Source organism: Pseudomonas sp. MWU13-3659, from assembly GCF_023757525.1.
GTDB classification, from domain to species: Bacteria; Pseudomonadota; Gammaproteobacteria; order Pseudomonadales; family Pseudomonadaceae; genus Aquipseudomonas; species Aquipseudomonas entomophila_E.
Genome location: NZ_JAMSHW010000012.1, coordinates 1 through 23,130 on the forward strand (window position 1 = coordinate 1; position 23,130 = coordinate 23,130).

Consider the following 23,130-nt stretch of genomic DNA (forward strand, 5'->3'; position numbering starts at 1 on the left):
TGGAATACCTAATCCCGAACTCTAAACAAGGGATCGACCTAGCACATTATTTTAATTTCACGACCTGTGCTTCACGTGAGCGTGGAAAGCTTCGTTGTCCACATACCAGCCCATTGCTGACTTTGCGCATAGCACCTCTTTGGATACTGACTCCCATCCGAGTTCTGACTTTCGTGGCGTGATAGATTTTTCCAATCGGATTGTTGCTTTTCAGCAGCGTATTGACAGCGTGGTTAGGTCGGTTCCAAAGCTGTGGCGAGTCTGTGGCGAATCCATCAGACCAAAGCCGTACTCAAGTGAGGCTCTGAATCGTACAAACTCGCAGTCATCGTTAAGGGCGCTCTGAATGCCGAAAACGTCTGCCATATTCGCTTAACTAGCTGATAATTAAAGATATTGCCGACTACCAATGCATACGATAAAAATCTAGAATAAGCGGTTGATAGAGGCTAGGCGTTCCAGGTGAGCGGAACGACCCGACCGGAGCGCCATGAACAGTCCTCGTAACCCCGAAAAATCAAAAGGATAGAGACTTGGCTCAGCTAGAGAACATCGAGGCGATTGAAAGACGGCTTTGGAAGGCAGCAGACACCCTCCGTGGCAACTCTGAACTGGCCAGTAACGAATACTTTTTGCCCGTGATGGGCCTGATTTTCCTGCGCCACGCCTACAGCCGCTTCCTGGCTGTGAAGGATGAGATTGTCACAACCCTGCCCAGCCGGGGCGGCAAGACCCGCGACCTTACTAAAGAAGATTTCTCACAGAAAGGTGCGATCTACCTGAACCCCAAGGCTGAATTTGACGCCTTGGTAGCGCTCACCGATGCCGATGATCGTGCTGAGGCCATCATCAAGGCGATGGAATCCATCGAGAAGGATTACGCCAATCTAGCGGGCCAGTTGCCCAAGAACGAATATCGCAGCATCCCCAACGACGTTCTGGGTCAGCTCCTGCGTACCCTAAACCCGGGCGAGCTGAAGAAGGCTACCGGCGATATATTTGGTCGGATTTACGAGTACTTCCTGACTGAGTTTGCCGACCAAGGGGCTCATGACGGCGGTGAATTCTTCACCCCTGTGTCTTTGGTGCAGCTCATCACCAACGTGCTGGAGCCGGATCACGGTATCGTCTTCGACCCTGCCTGCGGCTCCGGCGGCATGTTCGTGCAGAGCGCCCACTTCTTGGAAGTCCACAAGGATGACCCGAATAAACTCACCTTCTACGGACATGAGAAGAACCGGGTAACCACCCGCCTGTGCAAAATGAACCTCGCGGTTCATGGTCTCGAAGGCAATGTGGTGGGCGGCGAGCAGGCCATAACCTACTACAACGATCCCCATGAAAACCTCTGGGGTAACGTTGATTACGTCATGGCGAATCCGCCCTTCAACGTAGATGAGGTAGACGCTGAGAAAATCAAGAATGATCCTCGCCTGCCGTTTGGCATCCCAGGCATCAACAAAACCAAGAAGGTTCCCAACGCAAATTACCTCTGGATTCAGTACTTCTACAGCTACCTGAATAACAAAGGCCGCGCTGGCTTTGTCATGTCCTCACAAGCTTCGGGTGCGGGCCGGGAAGATGCCAAGGTCCGTGAACAACTAGTGAAATCTGGCCATGTCGATGCCATGATCGACATTCGTGGCAACTTCTTCTACACACGCCCTGTGCCTTGTCAGCTTTGGTTCCTTAACAAGGACAAACCCAAAGCGCATCAGGACAAAGTGTTGATGGTTGATGCGCGCAATGTCTATCGCAAGGTCACGCGAAAGATTTATGACTTTAGCCCTGAGCAGCTTAAAAATCTGACTTCTATAGTTTGGCTATACCGGGGGCAAACCGATCGCTTTATTGAGCTCGTGCAGAGCTATATTGATAGCGCTCTGCTGGAGGCGTGTGCCTGTGAAAAATCAGAGAGCCTGCTGGCAGAGCCGGTGCCTGATTTTATTGCTGCACTTAAAAGTCTTTACGCGGCTATGCGTCCGTTTTTGGAGCAGTTAGAGAAGGGCGCTGATCCTGAAGAGTTGCACGTCGCGCTCCATGCTGAGCTGCTGAAAGCTATTGAGCAAATTGATGCTGATTGGTCTGACTTCCGAGTCCTGAAAAATGACCTCCATGAGTGGTGGGGACGTCATCCGTATGACACAGCAGAAGATTTGACCGATTTCACTGAGAGCGACATCTGTCTCAAAGATCTTGCGGAGAATGGTCGTGATTTGGTCAAGCTGATTGATCATGCTTACAAGTTAAGCGCGCGGCTAATTGAGCTTTGTGAGAACGAGCACGCGGCAAGAAATAGTGAACATTGGGATTACGCTAGTATACACGGTACTCGTCGTACTAGCCTAAAGAAGGCTACAGACGAGGCGAGAAAAACTGCAGTGGACCAACTTAAGCTGGTTCGCTATTTCTACAAGCAAGCACATTGGCTGTTGTCACGCTTTCCAAATGGCGAACTATGTGATGTCAAGGGTCTGGTTAAACTAGTTTCGATAGAAGAAATTGAATCGGCGAACTGGGCTTTGAATCCTGCTGTTTATGTTGAAGTGGCTCCGGAGGAAGTTGATGAAGAATTCGATTTCGAGGAGACATTAAGGGATATTCATACAGAGTTAAAAGGCCTCAATGAAGAAGCCGCAATTTTAGCTGCCCAAATCTCTAGAAATATTGAGGAGTTGGGGATATGAGTCTGCAGCCCGGCCTTATAGAGATTGGCGAGTTGTTAAAGGCTGAAGCAATCTTGGCGATTCAAGATGGAAATCACGGGGAGAAACATCCCAAGGCATCCGACTATGTGGATGAGGGGATTTCTTTTGTGATGGCTAATGACTTGAATAGAGGGATCTTAAATCCGCTTGCGACGGCAAAAATACCAGAAGGGCTTGCTGAAAAGCTGAGGATTGGGTTCTCAAAATCAGGTGATGTTTTATTGACGCATAAGGGTACTATTGGAAATACAGCAATAGTGCCAGAAGTCTCGCCCTATGTCATGCTTACCCCGCAGGTAACCTATTATCGAGTAAATCCAGATTTGCTAGATAATCAATACTTGATGTATTGCTTTCGAGAGAGCGGGTTTCGAAAAGTCATGGCCTCTTTAGCTCAGCAATCAACAAGGCCATACATCGGGATTACTGCGCAACGAAAACTAAAAATATTTTACAGGGGTATCGAAGAGCAAAAAGAGCTGGTTGGATTCATAAAAACTTACGATGACTTTATAGCTAACAATTATCGCCGTATAAAGTTGCTCGATGATACTGCCAGGGTTTTGTATAAAGAATGGTTTGTACATCTTAGGTTTCCAGGGCATGAGCATGTAAAGATAACCGATGGTGCTCCTGCTGGTTGGAGCATAAAAAAAATTGGTGAGATTTTGACTCTTAACTACGGGAAGGCTTTAAAGTCTAACGATAGAGTTGAGGGGGAATTTCCCGTATATGGTTCAAGTGGTGTAGTTGGAACTCACAGTAAGTCTCTTGTCGCTGGTCCAGGGATCATAGTCGGTCGGAAAGGCAATGTAGGGTCTATACATTGGAGTACAAAGGATTACTGGCCTATTGATACTGTCTACTTTATCTCTAAAGAGGAGTGTGATTTGTATTTGTATTATGCGCTGCAGTATGTCCAGTTCATAAATACAGACGTTGCTGTTCCTGGCTTAAATAGGGATGTGGCTTACGGTAGGACTATTTTAATCCCATCTTCATCCATCCTGGAAAGCTTTTTGAATGAAGTTCAACCAATCCGCGCCCAGATTGAAAAGTTAGAAGAGCTAAATACTAAGCTTGTAGCCGCACGTGATTTGCTTTTACCTCGACTGATGAATGGAGACATCGCTGTATGAACGCAATGACCGAGGATCACCTGGCGCAGGAGACGACTGCCAATTACCTGCTGCATGACCTGCAGTGGGATGAGTCGATCTACGCCATGCAGGAGGTTTTGGGCAAGGAAGGCACCCTCGGTCGCACCAGTGAAACCGAGGTGGTGTTAAACCGCTACCTTGGACAGAAGCTCATTGACCTTAATCCCGGCCTCCCGATGGAGGCCTATGAAGACGCCCTGCGTATTGTGAATGAGTACAGCAGCAGCTCCGTGCTGCTGGCGACCAATCGCGAGAAGGATAATCTTCACAAGAACGGTGTTGAGGTGAGCTTCCGCAATGAGAAGGGCGAGCGCGTCAAAAAGCGCCTTCGCCTTTTCGACTTCGATGACTCATCCAAGAACCACTTCCTTGTCGTGCGGGAGCTTTGGGTCAAAGGCGACCTGTATCGCCGCCGCGCCGATATCGTCTGCTTCGTGAATGGTATCCCACTCGTGTTCATGGAGCTCAAGAATGTCCACAAGGACATCAAGGCAGCCTACGAGAAGAACTTTGCGGACTACAAAGACACCATCCCGCATCTCTTCCACCACAATGCCTTCATCGTTCTGGGCAATGGCGTGGATGCCAAGGTCGGCTCGGTCTCCAGCAAGTTTGAGCACTTCAACGACTGGAAGCGCCTGCATGAGGACAGTCCCGGCGTCGTGGACATGGAGACGCTGCTGAAAGGCACATGCTCCAAAGCGAACCTGATGGACATCTTCGAGAACTACATCCTCTTCGATGAAAGCTCGGGGAAGCTGGTCAAGATCGTTGCCCGGAACCACCAGTTTCTGGGCGTTAATCGGGCCATCGGAGCAGTGAAGGATCGGAAAGCCCTTGCAGGAAAGCTTGGTGTCTTCTGGCACACTCAAGGCTCCGGCAAGTCCTATTCAATCGTGTTTTTCGCCCGTAAGGTCCATCGCAAGCTGGGTGGCAACTACACCTTTGTTGTCCTGACCGACCGCGATGACCTGGATACCCAGATCTACAAAACCTTCGGCGGATGCGGGGTTGTGGATAACGACCGCGATCCTTGCCGCGCCACCAGTGGTGAGCATTTGCAGGAGTTGCTGGGTCAGCACAAAGCTTTCGTCTTCTCGCTGATCCAGAAATTCAACAAGAAGGTCGATCCCGAAAAACCTTACTCGGAGCGGGACGACATCATCGTCATTACTGACGAAGCACACCGTACCCAGTACGGCACGCTCTCCCTGAACATGCGCAACGCTATGCCCGGTGCCAGCTTCATCGGCTTCACCGGCACACCCCTGTTCAAGGATGACGAAATCACCAAAAAGGTTTTCGGTGAATACATCTCCACCTATGACTTCCAGCGGGCGGTGGAGGACAACGCCACCGTACCGCTCTATTACGATGCGCGCGGCGAGCAATTGCGTTTCGTGGATGAGGGTGGCGATGAACATAGTGTTGCCGATCCGAAGGGCCTGAACGAGAAGATCGCCGCCAAGCTTGAAGAGCTGGAGATCGATGATATCGACGTTCAGCAGCGTCTGGAGCGCGAGCTAAAGCGCGACTACCACATCATCACCAGTACCAGCCGCCTCGAACAGGTTGCACAGGATTTTGTCAGGCATTACGCCAATGGCTGGGAAACCGGCAAGGCCATGCTGGTTTGCATCGACAAGATCACCTGCGTGCGGATGCACAAGCTGATAGATGACTATTGGCAAGAGCACATCGCCCAGCTGGAAAAGGATCTACCGAACGCGCTTGACGAGCAGGATGACATCTTGCGTCGTCGCCAGATCGACTGGATGCGTGAAGCGCAGATCGCCGTTGTGGTGAGTGAAGAGCAAGGCGAGGTGGACAAGTTCCGCAAATGGGACCTCGATATCACTCCGCATCGCCGCCTGATGAAAGAAGGCTTCCTGCTTGGCGACGGAAAACGCCTCGACCTTGAGAGCGCTTTCAAGAAGTCAGAGCACCCGTTCCGCGTGGCTATCGTTTGTGCCATGTGGCTGACTGGTTTTGACGTACCAACCCTCTCCACGCTTTATCTCGACAAGCCTCTGCAGGCCCATACGCTCATGCAGGCTATTGCGCGCGCGAATCGTGTCGCTGAAGGCAAGAACAACGGCCTGATTGTCGACTATTGCGGCATCCTCAAAAACCTCCGCCAGGCTCTCTCCACCTTTGCTGGACGTGGGGATGAGGGGCATGGCGACGAAGATGGCGAACTCGACCCTACCTTGCCGAAGGAAGATCTTCTCGCAGAGCTCATCGAGGCCATTGGCTTTGTGCGCGACTTCCTGCAGATTCAAGGTTTCCGCCTGGAAGACATCATCGAGAAGACTGGCTTTGCACGAAACGCAGCCATTGTCGAAGCCAAGGAAGCCGTCAACGAAAACGACCAGACTCGCAAGCGCTTCGAGATTATGGCGCGCGAGGTCTTCAAGAAATTCAAAGCCTGCATCAACGTACCCGGCGTGAATGGGCAGCGCGACGCCAGGGATGCCATCAATATCATCTACAAGAGCTTGCAGGCCGACCGCGAGGCCGCAGACATCAGCGACATCATTCGCCAGCTCCACGGGATCGTTGATGAAACGATACATACCTGTGCTTCTGCAGGCGAGGGTGCTGGGGTTTATGACATCAGCAAGATTGATTTCGAGCGGCTGCGTCTGGAGTTTGCCAAATCTCCGGCCAAGCACACCGCCGTACAGGGGTTAAAAGACGTCATCGAAAAACGTCTGAATATCCTGCTGATGAAGAATCCGCTGCGCACCGACCTCCAGGCCCACTACGACAAGCTGGTCGATGTATACAATCTCGAAAAAGATCGGCTCACCATCGAAAAGACTTTTGAGGCGCTGCTGAAGCTCGTCGATGAGCTGAGTGCGGAAGAACGCCGCGCCATGGAGGAAGGGCTGGATGAGGAGACTCTCGCGTTGTTCGACCTACTCTCAAAGCCTCTCACCAGAGGCGATAGGACAAAAATCAAGAAAGTTGCCTCCGAGCTACTGGAGAACCTGAAAGCTGAACGGCTTAGGGTCGAGAATTGGCGAGAGAAGGAAAGTACGCGCGATGCCGTGAAGCAGAAGATCTTTGATTTCCTGTACGACGACAGCACAGGGCTTCCGGTTGACGACTACAGCGAGGATGACATCAAGGCGCTCACCGAAAGTATTTTTCGTCATGTGTACCGGACTTACCCGACAGTGCCATCACCTATATACGCGTACTGATAATTGCGAAACGTAAGCTGTAGCGCCAGCCGCTACATTGCTTTTGCCGGCAATGAGATATGTAAGCGTCTGCCAAACTCGCCTTCCCGAGCCTGCCGCCGAATGCCATGTTGTCCACTTAATAGGTGGACAACATGGCCTTAATGCTGGAGTTCGGTAGTCGTGTTCACCGGGCACTTATCATGAACGGGCATGACCTGTATGCCTACATCAAGTATGTACTGGCGCGGTTGCTGACGCAGAAGGCTAGTAGGGTCGAACAACTGCTGCTGCATCATTGGCTAGCTGACCTGCACAAGCTGTATTTCCCGTACGCTTACGCAGGGTATTAATTTGGTTAGAGCGCATGGGAATCCTGGAGATAAGGGCTATCGCGCTCGCAAAATACCCCAGTACGATCGTTCTTAATGCTGAAGTTTAGTGGGCGTTCTCGCCAATCACTCATAATGGGGAGCTGACTTGGATTGTGGAAGGGCCAAATTTTGATTTGGCCCTTCTCAAATTTCCGGTTATGGTCACAATTAGGCTGGTTTAAGGTTCATCTTGGCTTCAAATATCAACAGATCGCTTTCATCGTTATTGATCATCATGTTGACCAGGCGAGGACTCACTTCGATGTCACCGGCTAGCGTCGCACGCACGGTTTCGGGGTAGCGTTCGAGCATCAGATCCGCTAAACCATGGCTGTAGCCATCCCGGATGAGCTTGATCTTGGTTTCATCTGCAGTGCCGTATTTGATGAGCTTGTAGAAACCAGGGTCCAGTGCACCTACTCCATTCAGAACCTCGACGAACTTGAAGATCTTGTTGTCGAAGAAATCGTCCTCATCCTTGAGACGGACGATCGCCAGGTTAATTCGCTCGGCGTCATCCTTCTGGGAGATCCTTACCCAATTCTCGTACTTGCTGTCACGGTACTTGGTATCTCCCCATTTCCCGACGAACACGTGATCGCTATGGCTCGTCTCCACCAGTTTTTTCCAGTACGCGAGAGTCTGCCGGATCGTCTGCTTGACGCTGAGTTTCTTCAGCTTCCAATCCAAGATCATGGCGTAAAAATTCCGAGCAGGCTCTTGCTTGAGACGTACGAGGTCGCTGTACTCCCGGCTGTTATCGAAGTGATCAACGAACGATTTGGAGATGGCAAGCATCAGCCTTTCAACGGTATTGATAACGCCGTTTGCCTCGATGGCCCGCTTGATCTTCCGTTCAATCGCCTCTTCTTCTGCGAATACATCAATTTCACTGACGCTGTTCGCGATGAGTAGCTTGCCCACCTGAGTGGTCACATACCGACACTCTCGGTCTTTAACCACGCCAGGATGCAAATTCTCAAGACGAGCCACGGCGTCGTCGTAGAGAACTGACACCTTTCCTTCGATGATCTTAGTGGCTTCAAGCAGAACGTTGCTAACCGTGTCCTTGACTACTTTGGAGACGTTGACCGATTTATCATAGAAGGTCTCAAGCGCCGCATTGTTGCGGGTGTAGCCATCCACGCCCAACAGGTAGATGCTGGACTCCAGCTTTCTTAACGCAGCCTCAGCACCAGGCGCAAAGACCTCACTGAATCGGTTAACGCGCCCAATTAGATTCTTGAATTGAGATGGCGTCAGCGTTTTCTTCCCTTTGAAATAATCAAAGACGAAGAGTCGCTCGATCGGCAGGTTCACCCCTTCCAGAAGCGTGGAGTTGCAGACCAGAAACCTCATCTGCTTGGAGCTGCTGAACAGGTTCTCTAGGTACAGGCGGATGGTGTCTGGGATCGAACCATGGTGGTACATCACCCCTTTACGCAGGCAGCCGATCAGTTTGTAGCGTCGGTCAAAAAGCTCTTCGAGTTCGTCACAGGCCGTCTGTATAAGCGGGCAGTTCACGGGCGGTAACACTGCTGCCAGCTCTACCGCGAATGACTCAATGCTTTTCTTCCTGTTGCCATAAACGATGTTTTTGGACAGCGCTTCGCCTTTGATGAGTTCGAAGCAGTTGGCATACCTCCGGTCAAACTCCATCCAGTCATTTAGGAAATGGTCATAGAGCTTGAGCTTTGTCCGGCCTCTCCCAGCCCTGAAATCCTTAATGTAGAAGCGCTCAGATTTGATGTACTCGTCGATTTTGAACCCGCTCGGGATCATGTCTAGGAAGCGCACACGGACGTTGAGTTCATCGCACAGGAAGGGGGTCAGGAACTTGAATGACGTCTCCGGGTTACGAGCCCCTAAAATGCACAGCATAGCCGCCAGGAGCTCACTTCGGCGGTCGCTCTGCAGCAGGTTGTGGGCCTCGTCGACGAAGACCATGTCGAAGGTCAGTCCGGCGTTCTCGTTCAAGAGCCTGTTGAGCCGTTCCTGGGTTAGGACAAATGCCCTGTTATTCCGCTCAACCGAATACATCTCGGGGTGGGTGACCACCTTGCCCAAGCCCTCGATGTCCGCGTAGATCAACCGCTTCTTCGTCTGGGCAAGCAGGGCCTTCGAGGGGACGAGGATAAGCACCCGCTGCCCCGGATTCTCTCTCACCGATTGGATGATGAGCTCAGATTTGCCATAGCTGGTCGGAGCAACCACGACTGACGACTTACGGTACTCCGACTGCACAAATGTTCTCAGGGCGTCCTGTTGCTCGGTGAGCACGATGCCCTGATCACGAAAGGTATCGACGTAGCTGCCCACGATGTTTCGGATAAACGACTCGCTGCGGTGGTCGTTTTCGGAAAAATAGCTGCTGATAACCGCTGAGACAGGATGTAGGCCACTGTCGAGCGCCACATCGTACAGCGCTTGGTACTGACCCGTAGCGTTCCCATAAAACAGGATGATGCGGTAGCCAAGACGCCGAATTTCGGGGGTTTTGTGGTTAAGGAGCAGCACGGCGATGGCCAGTAGTTTTACGGTCTGCGTGTTACCCAGCTCGTCTCCCTTGAGGAGTTGGAAATACAGATCCTTAAACTTAGTGTTGCCCAGCTTCCTGATGGTCAACTCTTCCATGCTACTGCTCCGCCTCCTGCTTCAAGAACTCTTCCAGCTTTTCCATAGTGCCCTTGTGCAGGGATAGTACCCACACCGTCTTGAAAACCGCCTCCGCCACCAGCTTCGTGGTGAAATTAGATACGGTTTTCTCGGCGATGGCCTGGGACACATCGCTGAACAGGGCAGAGATCAGAAACACATTGTTGTCCGAAGCAGTCGCCCCATCTTCTTCAGCTAAATCGCCTTCCAGCTCCAAGATCTCAATGACGGAGTCCCGGTAGTTGGATTTGTTGTGGATGGCGTTTTTCGCGGCGTTGATCGCGTTGAGCCAATGGTTGAGCTCCGGCTCAGCCAAGCGCTTCTTGAGATCATCCCGAGCCAGGCGCAGTAGCGCACTGGTGGCCGAGCAAGAAGTCTTGTCAGCCCCTCGACCACCCGATTTGACCTCGGTGATCCAGACGTTGTTGGTTGAGGTCTCATACAGAAGGAGATCGAAGCCCTTCCGAATGCTCTTTTCTTCCATGTTGAAGAACGGCGAGACGACGTCGAAATCGGGGAAAAGCTTCAGAATGATGACGTGCGACAGAAGCTCGCCCAGCATGCCGATCCGGGTTTCCCAGGGCTTTTTGCAGTAGCGCTCGTTCCAGAAATGCCTGATCGTCGCAGGGTACTTGTAGATTGCCCTGTCCTTGCTAGCCTGGTCGGCACCGTGACAGATTCGCGTGAGGTTCTCCCTCAGCGCGAGCTTGAGCTCATCAGAAAAGTCTTCAACACAACACAGAGCATACTGGTCTACCTGCTTGAAGCTCACGCCATCCATAACACTTCCCACAAGTACGAAACCGCAGAGTTTTCATGCGGTCGCTGCGCACAATCAATGATCCCGCCCTGATTAAGGGTAGGCACCAGGTGAGCATCGGTGCGCGCATGTGAGTGCTATTTGGGCACCCCAATAGCGGCACTGTGCCTGCATCCATACAAATTAGCGTGATCAGTCGACGATGGTAAACAAGATTAAAAATTTTTGATGAAGATAGTCGGCGATCATTCACCTCTGTATTTATATACAGTGATTGAAGTAGTGCTTGTCACCGATAGAAGATGGAGTCGCCGCTTCCAATTTCATCGATGACAAGGCTTCCGTAATAAACCTCATCACCCTTGTCATTCCACCAGATAGCAAAACGCCCAAGGGATCGGTACGTCCGAGATGGACCAGACGGCTTAAGACCTTGGGCGGGATGTGTGAAGGGTAGATTCAGCAGTGAGCCCGAACACCATCACCGTATCGGCAACTCTCCCAGGCTTACTTCAGCTCAATCCTCCCCCTTCATCGGTTCCAGCTTCCCGAACTGCTCACTGGCCAACCGACTGATGATCCGGATCGCCTGGTGAATTCCCGCCGTGTTGCGAAAGCTCAACTGCGGGTTGTGCTCGCACTCCAGCACCTCGTCATGCTGAACCAGCGCCTCACCGAGCAGTTCCAGGGTCCAGACGTAGCTCTGGATGGAAGACAGGCGTTCATGGTCAGTCATGAGCCACCTCCCGATTTGTGCGGGTGGCGAGGGACTGACTGTCGATCGGGTAAAAGGTTGGTGATGGGGTGGCCGCAGGTGTTGGGCGGCGGAGAGCGGATGCGAGGATCCTCAGAATCTTGGTGGTCATGCATGCGTTCCTTTCGTTGTGGAACTGCCACCGCTCGCGGCCAAGCAAGTTTAGGTGGCAGCAGTACGCGGGTTGGCCGACCGGGACGAAAGGGGCCCGGCACACCCGAAGGTGTCCCGCGCACCACCGCCATGACGCGACATCGCGGGCACAAAAAAAGCGCCTGCGATGAAGACTGGGCGCTGCTGCGCCTTTCGATTCCGACCGGCCAAGGTCGCGTCGCCTATGCTTCGGCGACGGAGGGAATTTATTCCTTAGGGTCTGCTTATGCAAGCTTAGGAGCGCTGGGAAAAGGCAATGAACGTTGCGGGAATTTGCCTACGCCACTGGAATGGATGGATTGGCCATCTTGGAAGCGGTGCATTTATCAGATCCCAGGCACAAAAAAAGACGCCCGAGGGCGTCTTCTTCTTCGGATTTGGTGGAGCCGGGGGGATGGGAAACCTCTCCATACGACTTCACCTAAATTCCTGAAATCCAAGCCTTAAGCCCTGATGTCCTAACGGCAGTGTCACACCCTAGTGGAGTCAAGTGATGGTAGAAAGCTGACCATACGTGCTCAGCCCCTGTACCACAAGAAAGCGCATGAAAAAATGCGAGATAGGGAGTTGAACCGCCGTCCGTAAATGAACAAGCAGATGGTCTGAAGGGCTGCCGACAGGGGGAAGAGATTGCTGAGACTATCCAATCAGAAGATCTGAAGGTGGAACCTCCAGCGCTGAAGCGAGCCGCTCAATGCTGTAAAGCGTTGCGTTTTTCTCGCTGCGCTCCAGCATGCCGATGTAGGTGCGGTGAACGCCCGCTCGCTCTGCCAGCTCTTCCTGAGAGATACCAAGCTCCATACGTCTGCGTCTCACGTTTGCAGCGAAAACTTTGACGAGCTGACATTGGCTGGGTGGTATAGGCATGCGCCCAATGTCGTTCGTTGCATACCATGGTTCTACATACTAGAGTTAGCGCTCACGCCCGTTCCGGGTAGAGTTCGATGAAGGGATTCGGATGCGCAGATTTCCAGCAGTATTTTTATCCATCGTAGGGTGTGCATTTTTTTCGCACGTTACCCAGGCCGCCCCATCAGCGGCGGCCAAAAAATCAGTCTCGGATATCGTTGAACGCTCGGGGCAGAATTTGGGGGGACTGATTGAATGCGACCGACAGGATTTGCGTGCTGAGTACCTGACATCACTCAGGGACGCGCTCAGCGTTTACCCCGGAGTGGACCCGACTAAGGCGCGTGCATTGATTCGTCAGATCGAGCGCCAGGGAGAGGTGATAGGGCGGCTAGGGATTAAGAGCATCCCGTCACCTACAGATGAAGATATTGAGCGTCAGAGGCGCGCTTGTGAGTGGCAGGTTGGTGACGCTAAGCGAGACATCCGGGCTCTGGACGACTTCATTTTGAAGTGACTCCCGCTCTCACGCTGAGGGAGTTTCCATTGAGTTTGTTACCGAGCCGGCTGGTACAGGTCTGCCGGAGCCCGATGTAACAGATCCTGAAATGTCATTCCGGCAAGCCGACCTTCATGCCATCGTTTCGCCTCTCGTCTCAACCGAGCGGAAATAAATGTCTGTTTTCCTGGCGGCAGTTCGTAAGCGCCAGCTAATGCTGGGCTGATCTTGAGTGACAATCCGTTTTTGACAGAGTAGACGCTCCAGCGAATCGCTGAGTGTCGTGGGTCTCGCTCAATCTGTTCACCAGGCGCCTGGAACATCAGGTCAGAATCTGCCTCTCCTTTGATGGCTTGTAGGGCCGTTCGAAGAGGTGTCTTCCCCGTAGCGGAGAATCCGGCTGGACCGATGATCAACCCATGCAGGTGCCAGCGTCTGCGGCTGGACTCATCAGCAAGGGCCGCTGGCGCTTTTTCGATGCCATACATAAACTCCGCGCCAGTACCCACTGCTTTTGGAATGAGTCGGGTGAGCTGATCCCGGATGTAATGCAGTGCGGTCTCGTCACCATTGTCGATGCGGTCGCTGAGCTCCTTGTTGAGGATGAGAGTGAAGGTCTTGAGCTCCCACCCCTTTTTCTCCGCCATCCAATACAAGGGGGTCGCTGCTGCTGCAAGCTTGACGTATTCGTCAGCCTGCTTCCATGCATTCAGCGTGGTATCACCGGGGATAGGTTGATTGAGGAGAGTCTTGGCTCTCATTCTTCGTTCAGGGATATGAGGAGAGTCGTTCGTTAAGATACTCCTCTTGGGCATGGCGAATTCCTTCGTATATACCGCCGCTCCTACGCTTGAAGGCTTTTTGACAGGGCGTGGTTTTACGGGTTTTTGCGCCAGGGGCAGAGAAAGGTCGAAGTCCTCCGTACCATGAGCAGCATGAGAAAGAGATGCCGCTAAGCTGCTGTTGAGCTCGTCTGGGAGGGGGGCCTGCTCCAGGCTAGGGGATGGGGCGACTTCGCGTTTCGTGCTCATAACGGGGTCTCAGGCCTCTCACCGAGGATGATTTTCAAAATTGTGATCTACTGGATGAGACTAGGGGATTGGATACTTACACCGCGTTCTAAGGGTTTGACACTTACCCGGTCATCATCCGGGCAAGATTAGGTCAGAGCCTTCACTGATGATGTCATCTTCATGCTGTTGTAGCTGTGCGAGGCGTCTGCTGTCGAGCCAGCGCAATGTCTCCAGCTCGTCTTCAACGCCCTCAAGGTTCCCCTCGTGTTCGGCCTCTTCTAGCCGCTGCTGTGCGCGCATCTCTGCGACGTCCGCGTCAGTCATTAGGTGAATCTTTAGCTCTGGAAGCTCCTCAATGTCGAGGGCTTGGTTTAACTTTTCGAGGGGAAGCGCTCGTCGCGTCACGTCCTGCGTCAGCTTGAGTGCAGTGGATGCCGCCGCAAGCGAGCGGAAGACAATTGGGTTGGCCGAGTCGAGGACTTCAAGAGCGTTTGCAAGCTTGGTCCGGATTTGCTGGTTCAGCGCCAGCTCTTCTACTACCAGTGAAGCTGCTGTTTGCTGTACGGCGTCCAGGGAGAATGCAGATGTGAGTAGCTCTTCCCTGGCCTTCTCAATCAGCGCCTGCGTGGACGCCCCCGGAATCGCTTTGTTAGCTTTGAGGATGCGCTGCGCTGTGCTCACACTGATGTCCAGTCTGCTTGCTATTGCTGGAAGCGTGAAGCCAGCCTCGCGCAGTATGACCGCCTGAGCAGCCTGATCCGGTGTCTTCTTCTTACCAGGCATCTCGCACCTCCTATTCAGGGTTTATTCCAATGGCGTTTGACGGTAGGAAGGCTGATATTCAGCCTCTTAGTCACTTCCAGTTGCGTCATGCCTTCGAGCTTGAGCTGCTGTACGGCCTTGGTAGTGTTTACCGCTACGGGACGTCCTGCTTTCTTGGTAGAGCGGGCGAGACCTTCTCTCGTGCGCTCTTTGATGCGATCACGTTCAAAGGCCGCCACGGCAGCTAGCACAGTGAGTTGAAGCTTGCCTGCGGCGCTGGTGAGGTCAACTCCATCTAAGTCGAGGGAGCGGACATGGATGCCCTCAGCAGCGAGATGCTCAACCGTGGCAAGCACGTCTTGAACGTCACGGCCTAAGCGATCAAGTTTGAGAACTATCAGCGAGTCGCCTTTTTCCATACGTTCAGCCATACGCGAGAACTGTGGGCGCTGTAGAGCTGGGACACCGCCGCTGATCTGCTCTGAGAACCAGCGGTTAGGTTGGATATCGAAACCTCTCGCATTAAGGGCAACAAGCTGGTTGTCCGTATGCTGCTCCGTCGTGCTGACCCGACCATATCCAAAAAGGCGGCTCATCTCATGATCCCGGTATCATCAAAGGTGGGATCATATTGTCATGGTGTCATCAACGTGTAAACCCGTATTTGTTGATACCGTGATCTGACGTGCAAGAATGGTGTCATCTAACGGTCGTTTTCTGATCCCGTTTGGGGCGTTTTTGTGAGGAGCGATGACCCCTGATAAGCTGGTGTGAAGGAATAGTCCTAAGGAGGCCTCATGCCTGTTTTCACGGAAGTCGGATTACATACTCCTTGTGGCATCTCCGCCCTCAAGTTGAGGTGGATATGACTGGCAAGGCCAAGAAGCTTAGTAACCCATTTTCAACTGGAGGGGGTGGTGGCCATTTCGAGTCTCACGTACAGGCCTCCTTTCTAGCATTAATGCTGACAGGTGGGTATGCACCATGTTTGCCCTGCCGACCGATCAGTAAAATTAAACTGCAAGGAAAATTTGCAGGTTACAGCACCGATGATTTAATCGTTTTCACGCAAGGGCTGAACGGAACTGAAGGATACAAGTTGCTCGGTCAAGTAAAGCACTCCATAACCATAACTGAGGGGGATGCCGTATTTGGTGAGGTGATTCAAGCAGCTTGGTGTGATTTCAATAATGTCGAGCTTTTTGATAGAAAGGGTGACGTTATAGCACTCATCACAGGCCCGCTGAGTGCTACGGACACAGGGGACGTAAGGACGATTCTGGATTGGGCAAGGCATGCCGAAAATGCCAAAGAATTTTTCGAAAAGGTCGAGCTGGCGCACTTTAGTAGTGCAACGAAGAGGGCAAAGTTACAAGCTTTCAAGTTTCATTTGAAGGCGGCGAATGATGGAGTTGAGTTAGATCAGGAGCAATTGTTTGAGTTTCTGTGTCGTTTTCATTTGCTAGGTTATGATCTCGACATAAAGGCGGGGGTGACGCTTGCGCTATTGCATTCTCTTATAGGGCTGTATTCCGCCGATAATATTGAATCTACTTGGGCGAGATTGGTAGGTGAGGTACAGGCGGTCAACCAAAATGCCGGGACTATCTATTTTGATAGTTTGCCCGAAGATCTTTTGTTGGTGTTCAAACAACGAAAGATTGAGGGGATACCTTCGTCTTTGGCTGTCCCGCATTCCCCAAGGCCGGTTGCGATAATAAAAGATCATGAGCAATTAGTTTCCTTGGCTGCAGCTGCCCTACTGGGCAGCTGGAACGAAGGTAATGATTGTGATCTCGAAATGGTGCGGGGGCTGGTCGATGGATTTTAATGTCTGGATTTCCAATCTAAGATCTCTTGTTCATGAAAATGAAAATCCGATACAGGTCCGTAACGGTCACTGGAAAGTTGTTAATCGCAAAGGGCTCTGGAAAAGCGCAGGAGGCAGGGTTTTTGATGCCCACTTAGAAAATCTGAGAGTAGGTTTGGTCGCGATTCTTTCTGAAGTTGATCCCCGATTTGATTTGATCGGCGATGAGCGTGCATCTGCAATTCTCTTTGGAAAAGCTCTCAAGTACTCGGCTGATTTGAGGCGGGGCATGTCAGAGACTTTGGCACTTTTAGGTACCGAGAGTTCTGCTCTTGTTAACTGCTCTCAACACAAGCCAGAGAATATTGCGGTAAATGTCGTTCATGAGGTGTTGGGCCAAGCCGATTGGAGGGTTTGGGGGAGCTTGAATGATCTGCTGCCTGATATGGCGGAGGCTGCTCCAAATGAGTTTCTAAACTGCGTTGAGGGTGCTTTGCTCTCTTCAGAGGCGCCGTTTCAAAGATTGTTCTCTGAAGGAAAAGAAGGATTAGGTAGTAGAAGCTATATAGCAGGATTACTTTGGGCGCTAGAGGCGCTGGGTTGGTCCGAAGAAAATTTCATGCGCGTGGTCGTGGTTTTGGGAGAGTTAGCATCCATTGATCCCGGTGGTAGCCATAGTAATAGACCTGTTAATACGCTGAAGACGATGATTCTACCGTGGTTTCCTCAGACACTGGCTAGTCTGGAAAAAAGAGTAGTCTCAGTAAAGGCATTAAAAGCTGAATTTCCAGATGTAGCATGGGAAGTGCTGAAGGGATTGCTACCAAATCAACACCAGACCTCAACTGGTACTTTTAAGCCTAAGTGGCGAGAGGTAGTGCCGGACGATTGGGAGCCGAAGGTCAGTCATCAAGAATATCGAGATCAAGTTACGGCGTACGCACAGTTGGCCGTGGAAATGGCCATAGATAGTTTAGATAGGCTCAAGGAGCTAGTTCGTAATCTTGATAACTTACCTCCTCCTTCATTCGAGCGAGTTCTGGCTCACCTTTCTTCAGAGGCAGTGCGGGGGCTCTCAGAAGAGCAGCGCCAAGAGATTTGGGGCACATTGACTGAGTTTGTAGCAAAGCATCGCCGCTTCTCTGACGCAGACTGGTCATTGGATGAAAAAGTTGTTTCTGAAATTGACGATGTAGCTCGACAACTCGCGCCTGTTAGCAAAGACTTTTTTTACCGCCGACTTTTTACGGGAAGAGATTTTGATCTTTTCGAAGAGAACGGCGACTGGGAAGGTCAACGCAAAAAACTTGAAGAGCGCCGGAAGCAAGCACTTATAGAGATACTTGATGCGCAAGGCGTTGAAGGAGTTATAAGTTTTTTAGAATGCATCGAGAGCCCTGGCGTGGTTGGCTCCGTTTTAGCTCTTGTTGCTGGCGCTGATGTCGATAAATTCCTGTTGCCGAAATATCTTATTAACGGTTCTGATAGCTATAAAAAATTCATCGGGTCCTATATCTGGACGAAAAAACATGTAGCTGGGGCGGGGTGGATTAAGAGCCTTGATGATCAAAGGGGTAGCTGGAGCTCTGGGGAATTATGCCAGTTTTTGATTTTCCTGCCTTTTGACTCCACCACTTGGACCTTGGTAGATGAATGGCTTGGTGCGCTGAAAGATCGTTACTGGGAGAGCGTACCTGTGAATCCCTATCAGTCAGATGGTGAGTTGATAATAGCTGTTGATAATTTGCTAAGGGTTTCACGACCTCAGCAGGCCATAGAATGTCTAAGCGCCAGACTTCACAAGCAACTTCCTTTTGAAAGTGGGCGGACTGTTGCCGCTCTCTTAAATGCTGTCGCAGACGGAGAGTCAAGTGGAACGGATTCACACGATATTGCTGAGCTCATCAAGGCGTTACAAAGCGATCCTAGCACTAATGCAGATGACCTATTTCGTGTCGAATGGGCTTACTTGCCTATGCTCGGGAAGTTCAGCGAGGTAAAGCCAAGATTGCTTCAGGAAAGACTGGCGGCTCAGCCGGATTTTTTCTGTGAGATTATCCGTCTGATTTTTAGATCGAAAAACTCTCAGAGTAATGATGGCGATGAACTGACTGAGAAAGAAAAGACGATCGCCACTAATGCTTGGCGGCTTTTAAACGACTGGGAGTGGCCTCCGGGTCTTCAAGCTGACAGAACTTTCTCTTCTAGGAAGTTCGATACGTGGTTTGAAGCAGTCAAGCAGCAATGTAGTGAGTCAGGCCACCTTGACGTAGCCATGGTAAAGCTTGGCGAGGTTCTGCTTTATTGTCCGGCCGACCCTGGTGGGCTCTGGATAGTTGAAGATATTGCTAGGGTGCTGAACTCCCGGGATGGAGAAGCTATCAGAAGTGGGTTCTGCACGGAAGTTTTCAACTCTAGAGGAGCCCATTGGGTTGACCCGACAGGTGCCCCGGAAAGAGAACTTGCTAGCCAATGGCGAGACAAAGCCAACGACGTTGAAAATGCGGGCTACCCTCGTTTTGCTGCAGCACTGCGAGAACTAGCAGGCTCTTATGATAGGCAGGCTGAGCGGATTATTAAACGAGAAAATGATCGGTGAGAAAAAGGGGCTTTTATAGCCCCTTGTTATTCAGGTTTTCTGGCCGTTCCGTTTCCTGTGGGAAAGTATACTTTTGGTTAAAATATCCCCAAATCGAGCTTCAAAATTAACTTTATAATTTGTGATTTTCTTGACTGCGGCCGGGACTGGTAGGAGCAGTAGTGCAGCAAGCATTTGTTCAATAGTAGCGCCGCCATCATAGTGCTTTTCAGCAATGCTCGCAGGAGCATGGCCTGTAATTGCGTCAATCGTCGACTGATCAATGCGCTTGCCATCCCGTTTTGCATTACATAAAGATGTTTCCAATGTATGCCTGAATGAGTATAGGCTTTTACCATCATGAGGACGATGTACACCAATGGAGACTAAATAGCCCTTAGGTTGTTCGTTGAAAAATTTTCCGGCAGCTTTAGCCCAGCCTTCCTTGTTGTGTTCAGTGCTCCCATTTCGAGAGGGCAGGTAAGTTAAGCCATCGCCGAACAATTTCTTCTGTTTCTCAAGGCGCTGATTCTTCACATACTCAAGCAAGCCTAGTTCAATCAGGCATGGATGGATTGGTACGTACCGGTTCTCGCCGGTTTTAATCCTCTTTGCTTGTGGCGTCTTCGGATCATCGGCGCAAAAATTGAAGCATGGATGGCCACGCACATCTTCAATGTCGCTCGTATCAAGCTGAGCAATCTCATTCGTGCGAGCACCGGTAAAGTAGGCGACTAGGGGTAACCAGAACCAGTAGGGATACGCTTTGGTCCGGCCATTTGGTACTGTGCCCTGGTAGATAAAACCAGAAAAAATGGCTTCGACATCTTCTTGCGAAAATGGTACACCCTCACGGCTTCGAATGCTTTCTCTCTTCTGAACAGGCTTGATAATCAAATCATCCACTCTCACTGACGTCAGGTCGAGGTGTCTGGCATGATTTTGTAGCTGCTTCATGGATGCAATGAGGGCGCTTACCCGCTCGTGCCCCGCCATCTGCTGAGGGTTATCTGTAAGAAGCTCACTCAGCGGCGTTGGCGTTTCAATCGATGCATTCGCTCCGGCTTTCATCATGCGCGCGGCATTGTAGGCGGACTGCCAATCTTGTTTGCTCAACTGGCTCACCGGTTTGTGCTGCGTCAGAACCGTCATGACGCGGGCTCTACGTTCCCGTTCTTCCAAGGTGCCGCCGTGATTCGCTTGCCCGCCATTCGAGGAGAGGTCGGCTCTATCAAGCTCTAGTTGATGTTGCCAAACCTGATATAGAGTCCACTTGGACATCGAAGGGTCGTGTTTTGGGGGGGGCTGAGAGATATCTGCATTGCTAGCTTCGTTACGAGTGGATCTGAGGCTGCACAGCACCAATTCATCTCGCAGCTTCGGTAGGACTGTCCTAAGTTGAGTCGCGAGGTAGGGGCGAGAAAGCTCCAATAGTTGGTTAGCCAATGCCTCATGCTCGTCTGGGATCGGGCGTCCATACGCTCCGGTTAGTAGTCGCTCTACTTCCCTACGGCGTTGGCGAGCCTCAATCTCATCATTTGAAAGGATCGGCTCAGCAGATTTGCTTTCATTTTTGGGGCTGGAGAAGTCTGGAAAAAGCTCCAACATCTCTTGGTAATCTTTTTCAGTCAAACCTAGGTCGTCATGCTCCACCACGCTCATCACCTTGTCGAAGGCCGCCTCATACCGGGCAGCATACTGCCGAGCGCGTTTTTGGGCCAAGCGGTAACTGTCGGTTTTTAAAGTGCGCCGGACCTCACGCTGCCTCTTGAGCAAGGCTCGAAGCGGGCGCGGGATGACGATCCGAAAGTAAAACGTTCCGTGACGGTTAAGCGTCAGGTAGGTAGGGGATGGTTTCATGCTAGGCACCGAGTGATGCCCCACAGGAATGTGACACCTCAGTGGCACACCAGCAAAAATGCAAGGTTCAGACAGCACAAAGCCCCATAAATGGGGCTTGTGTAAGGAAGGTGGTGGAGCCGGGGGGATTTGAACCCCCGTCCGCCAGTACTCCGCTGTCGGTACTACATGCTTAGCCGTGTCTACTGATTTAATCCGCAGCCGCCCGACGGGCAGGGTGCTTTGGATGAGTTGGGTAAGTTTTAGTCGCTTCGCCCCCAACGTGCTGCACGACGATCCTGTTCTGTATGACAATCATTTCGGGTTTACAGGCATCCCCTGATGATTGCTGGAGCCGAAGCTACCAGGAGAGCGGGCTCAGCTGCTTACGCAGCGAGAGCGTAGCCCTCGTAGTTTTCGTCATTGGCAACTATAGAAAGTTGCAACAGTGGATTTACGAGTTCTGTTACCAACTCGGCATGCACCTAGAGTTTCGCTACCGGCGTCGAATCCTAATCGGCCCCACACTCAGCTCTAGCTGACCGTACCTTTCGGCACGTGAGGCGGAGTATACGCCTTTGCGCGGGCTGCGTCGACAGGCGGGCCGTTTCAGGTGCCGTTGCCGCCTTTCTCGGTTTTCTCCAGGCGCTCCAGCACCTTGCTGGTGATGGCGATGCACTCCTTGGTGTCGCCGGAGGCTTGGGCGGCCTTGGCTTTGTCCACGTGCTCGGTGAGGGCCTTGTCCAGGCCTTCGGAGGTGGCGCCGGCGGTGGCCATGGCGTCGTCGATTTTCTGCAGGTTCAGGGCGCACAGGTCGTCGGCGGCGAAGACGGGCGAGGCCAGCAGGGTTGCGGCCGCGAACAGGGCGGATAGCGCAGTGCCTTTCATGGGTGTCTCCTCGTTAGGCCTCTGGAGGGTGGGCCTGATTGGTGGACTGTGCGGTGTTGGCGGGGGTTCCATCGGAGTTGTGAAGCACGCTGGCCTGTAGGAGCGGCCTTGTGCCGCGAAAGGGGCGCGTAGCGGCCCCGGGTTTCAGTGTTGAGCAAAGATCGCCGGGGCCGCTTTGCGGCCCTTTCGCGGCACAAGGCCGCTCCTACATGGACCGCAGTAAACATGAGCCTCACTGCAAACCTGTAGGAGCCAGCCTTGCTGGCGATGCCCGGCAAGGCCGGGCCAGGGGCACTCTGTGATTTATCCCAGCAGGGCCAGCTTCTACAAAGAAGACAATTGTTCCCACAGGGAAGAGGTGGTGGCTTAGTGAGGGGACTTTTCCAGGGCTAGCTCCATGTCGTCGATCAGGGCCTTGGCCATGGCACTGAGGATGCGCGCTGAACTGCCGGCGAGCAGGTCGCCTTCCATCTCGGCTTCACAGGTCAGGTGGCGGATGCAGCCGAGCAGTACCGACAACTCGCTGAAGGCATCTGCGAATGGGATGTCGGGCTGCACGCTGAACATGTCCATGCAGCGGGTCTTTCCGGGGGTAACGGTCATGGCTGCGCTCCTGGCTTGTGTTCGAGCAGCGCGCAGGCGAGCTGGCCGAGGTAGTCGCTGGCGGTGAACAGGCGGTCGCGGTAGGCGCCGGGTTCGGTCTTGAAATAGACATCGAGTACATCGGAAATGGCGGTGGCGACCTCGACGACGGCGGCCATGGCGTCTTCGCGGGTGAGGGTGGGGGAGATGGTGAGGTAGGACGCGATGTGGGGTGGGTCTGGGACGAGCTTTTTCATGGTGAACACTCCGGCGCATTGAATTAATGCTGCCAGCCGTGCCTTTCTCACGGGACGAAGGGTGGCAGCCTTGCATGGGGTGAGAAACCGAGGCGCAGGAGGAACTCGGCCAGACCGAAGTCTGCCCATGCACGGCTGCCATAACAGGATTGCCGAACTCCTAACACCTCGGGTTCTCACGCCCGGTCACCAAATGTGGCGACGGAGTGACGTTATCCCTGGGGTATTTCCCCGGCTACGTGACGGCTTCCGACAGGTGCGTAGGATAGGTCCCAAGCTGGTTTGGCTTGAAGCATTTTGT

16 protein-coding genes, 1 other RNA gene and 1 pseudogene are annotated in these 23,130 nt (G+C 52.3%); 6 read left to right on the top strand and 12 right to left on the bottom strand.

Translation table 11 applies throughout. The features are described 5' to 3' along the window. The first annotated feature begins 533 nt into the window (after positions 1-533). From NGM28_RS16150 to NGM28_RS16165, 4 genes and pseudogenes are all read left to right on the top strand, one after another. Entirely contained in the window at positions 534-2,687 is a 2,154-nt protein-coding gene (locus tag NGM28_RS16150; protein ID WP_252090759.1) for a class I SAM-dependent DNA methyltransferase, read from the top strand. Beyond that, positions 2,684-3,847 carry a restriction endonuclease subunit S gene (locus tag NGM28_RS16155; protein ID WP_252090760.1) on the top strand — a complete coding sequence of 388 codons (1,164 nt, stop codon included), beginning with the start codon at positions 2,684-2,686 and terminating at the stop codon, positions 3,845-3,847. The genes NGM28_RS16150 and NGM28_RS16155 overlap by 4 nt, the downstream gene beginning before the upstream one ends. Then, positions 3,844-7,077, top strand: coding sequence for a type I restriction endonuclease subunit R (locus NGM28_RS16160; protein ID WP_252090761.1), 3,234 nt, complete (start codon positions 3,844-3,846; stop codon positions 7,075-7,077). Before NGM28_RS16155 ends, NGM28_RS16160 begins: the two co-directional genes overlap by 4 nt. Positions 7,078-7,259: 182 nt before the next feature. Beyond that, positions 7,260-7,409: pseudogene (locus NGM28_RS16165) on the top strand (transposase domain-containing protein); the annotation flags it as partial. Between the two features lie 189 nt (positions 7,410-7,598). Here NGM28_RS16165 and NGM28_RS16170 read toward each other — a convergent pair. The 7 genes from NGM28_RS16170 to NGM28_RS16200 form a co-directional block, all read right to left on the bottom strand. Continuing rightward, a complete protein-coding gene (locus tag NGM28_RS16170; RefSeq protein WP_252090762.1) occupies positions 7,599-10,064 on the bottom strand; it encodes a DEAD/DEAH box helicase in 2,466 nt (821 codons plus the stop codon). A 1-nt stretch (position 10,065) separates the two neighbouring features. Then, positions 10,066-10,866, bottom strand: a complete 801-nt coding sequence (locus NGM28_RS16175; protein WP_252090763.1) for a Hachiman antiphage defense system protein HamA — start codon at positions 10,864-10,866, stop codon at positions 10,066-10,068. Between the two features lie 496 nt (positions 10,867-11,362). Then, positions 11,363-11,581 (bottom strand): hypothetical protein, encoded by a 219-nt coding sequence (locus tag NGM28_RS16180; RefSeq protein WP_252090764.1) that lies wholly within the window; start codon positions 11,579-11,581, stop codon positions 11,363-11,365. 810 nt (positions 11,582-12,391) lie between these two features. After that, positions 12,392-12,619 (bottom strand): helix-turn-helix domain-containing protein, encoded by a 228-nt coding sequence (locus tag NGM28_RS16185; RefSeq protein WP_252090765.1) that lies wholly within the window; start codon positions 12,617-12,619, stop codon positions 12,392-12,394. 537 nt (positions 12,620-13,156) lie between these two features. Then, entirely contained in the window at positions 13,157-14,131 is a 975-nt protein-coding gene (locus NGM28_RS16190) for a hypothetical protein (RefSeq protein WP_252090766.1), read from the bottom strand. 114 nt (positions 14,132-14,245) lie between these two features. Next, positions 14,246-14,896, bottom strand: a complete 651-nt coding sequence (locus tag NGM28_RS16195) for a helix-turn-helix domain-containing protein (RefSeq protein ID WP_252090767.1) — start codon at positions 14,894-14,896, stop codon at positions 14,246-14,248. Positions 14,897-14,910: 14 nt separating this feature from the next. After that, positions 14,911-15,471, bottom strand: a complete 561-nt coding sequence (locus NGM28_RS16200) for a recombinase family protein (RefSeq protein WP_252090768.1) — start codon at positions 15,469-15,471, stop codon at positions 14,911-14,913. Positions 15,472-15,740: 269 nt separating this feature from the next. On the opposite strand from NGM28_RS16200, the gene NGM28_RS16205 reads away from it, so the two are divergent. Both NGM28_RS16205 and NGM28_RS16210 read left to right on the top strand, forming a co-directional pair. Beyond that, on the top strand, positions 15,741-16,706 hold the full coding sequence (locus NGM28_RS16205) for a hypothetical protein (RefSeq protein ID WP_252090769.1): 966 nt from the start codon (positions 15,741-15,743) through the stop codon (positions 16,704-16,706). Next, complete coding sequence (locus NGM28_RS16210; protein WP_252090770.1) at positions 16,660-19,284, top strand: hypothetical protein; 2,625 nt, start codon at positions 16,660-16,662, stop codon at positions 19,282-19,284. The genes NGM28_RS16205 and NGM28_RS16210 overlap by 47 nt, the downstream gene beginning before the upstream one ends. Positions 19,285-19,314: 30 nt before the next feature. Here the strand turns inward: NGM28_RS16210 and NGM28_RS16215 are convergent, their stop codons facing one another. The 5 genes from NGM28_RS16215 to NGM28_RS16235 all read right to left on the bottom strand — a co-directional run bounded on the left by NGM28_RS16215 (position 19,315) and on the right by NGM28_RS16235 (position 22,829). Further along, entirely contained in the window at positions 19,315-21,123 is a 1,809-nt protein-coding gene (locus tag NGM28_RS16215) for a site-specific integrase (RefSeq protein ID WP_252090771.1), read from the bottom strand. 111 nt (positions 21,124-21,234) lie between these two features. Beyond that, positions 21,235-21,626, bottom strand: a transfer-messenger RNA (tmRNA) gene (gene ssrA, locus NGM28_RS16220). A gap of 85 nt (positions 21,627-21,711) precedes the next feature. Continuing rightward, positions 21,712-21,990, bottom strand: coding sequence for a PA2433 domain-containing protein (locus NGM28_RS16225; RefSeq protein ID WP_252090772.1), 279 nt, complete (start codon positions 21,988-21,990; stop codon positions 21,712-21,714). Positions 21,991-22,356: 366 nt separating this feature from the next. Then, entirely contained in the window at positions 22,357-22,593 is a 237-nt protein-coding gene (locus tag NGM28_RS16230) for a DUF3077 domain-containing protein (RefSeq protein ID WP_252090773.1), read from the bottom strand. Beyond that, positions 22,590-22,829: a hypothetical protein gene (locus NGM28_RS16235; protein ID WP_252090774.1), complete on the bottom strand. Its 240-nt coding sequence runs from the start codon at positions 22,827-22,829 to the stop codon at positions 22,590-22,592. The genes NGM28_RS16230 and NGM28_RS16235 overlap by 4 nt, the downstream gene beginning before the upstream one ends. Positions 22,830-23,130 lie beyond the last annotated feature (301 nt).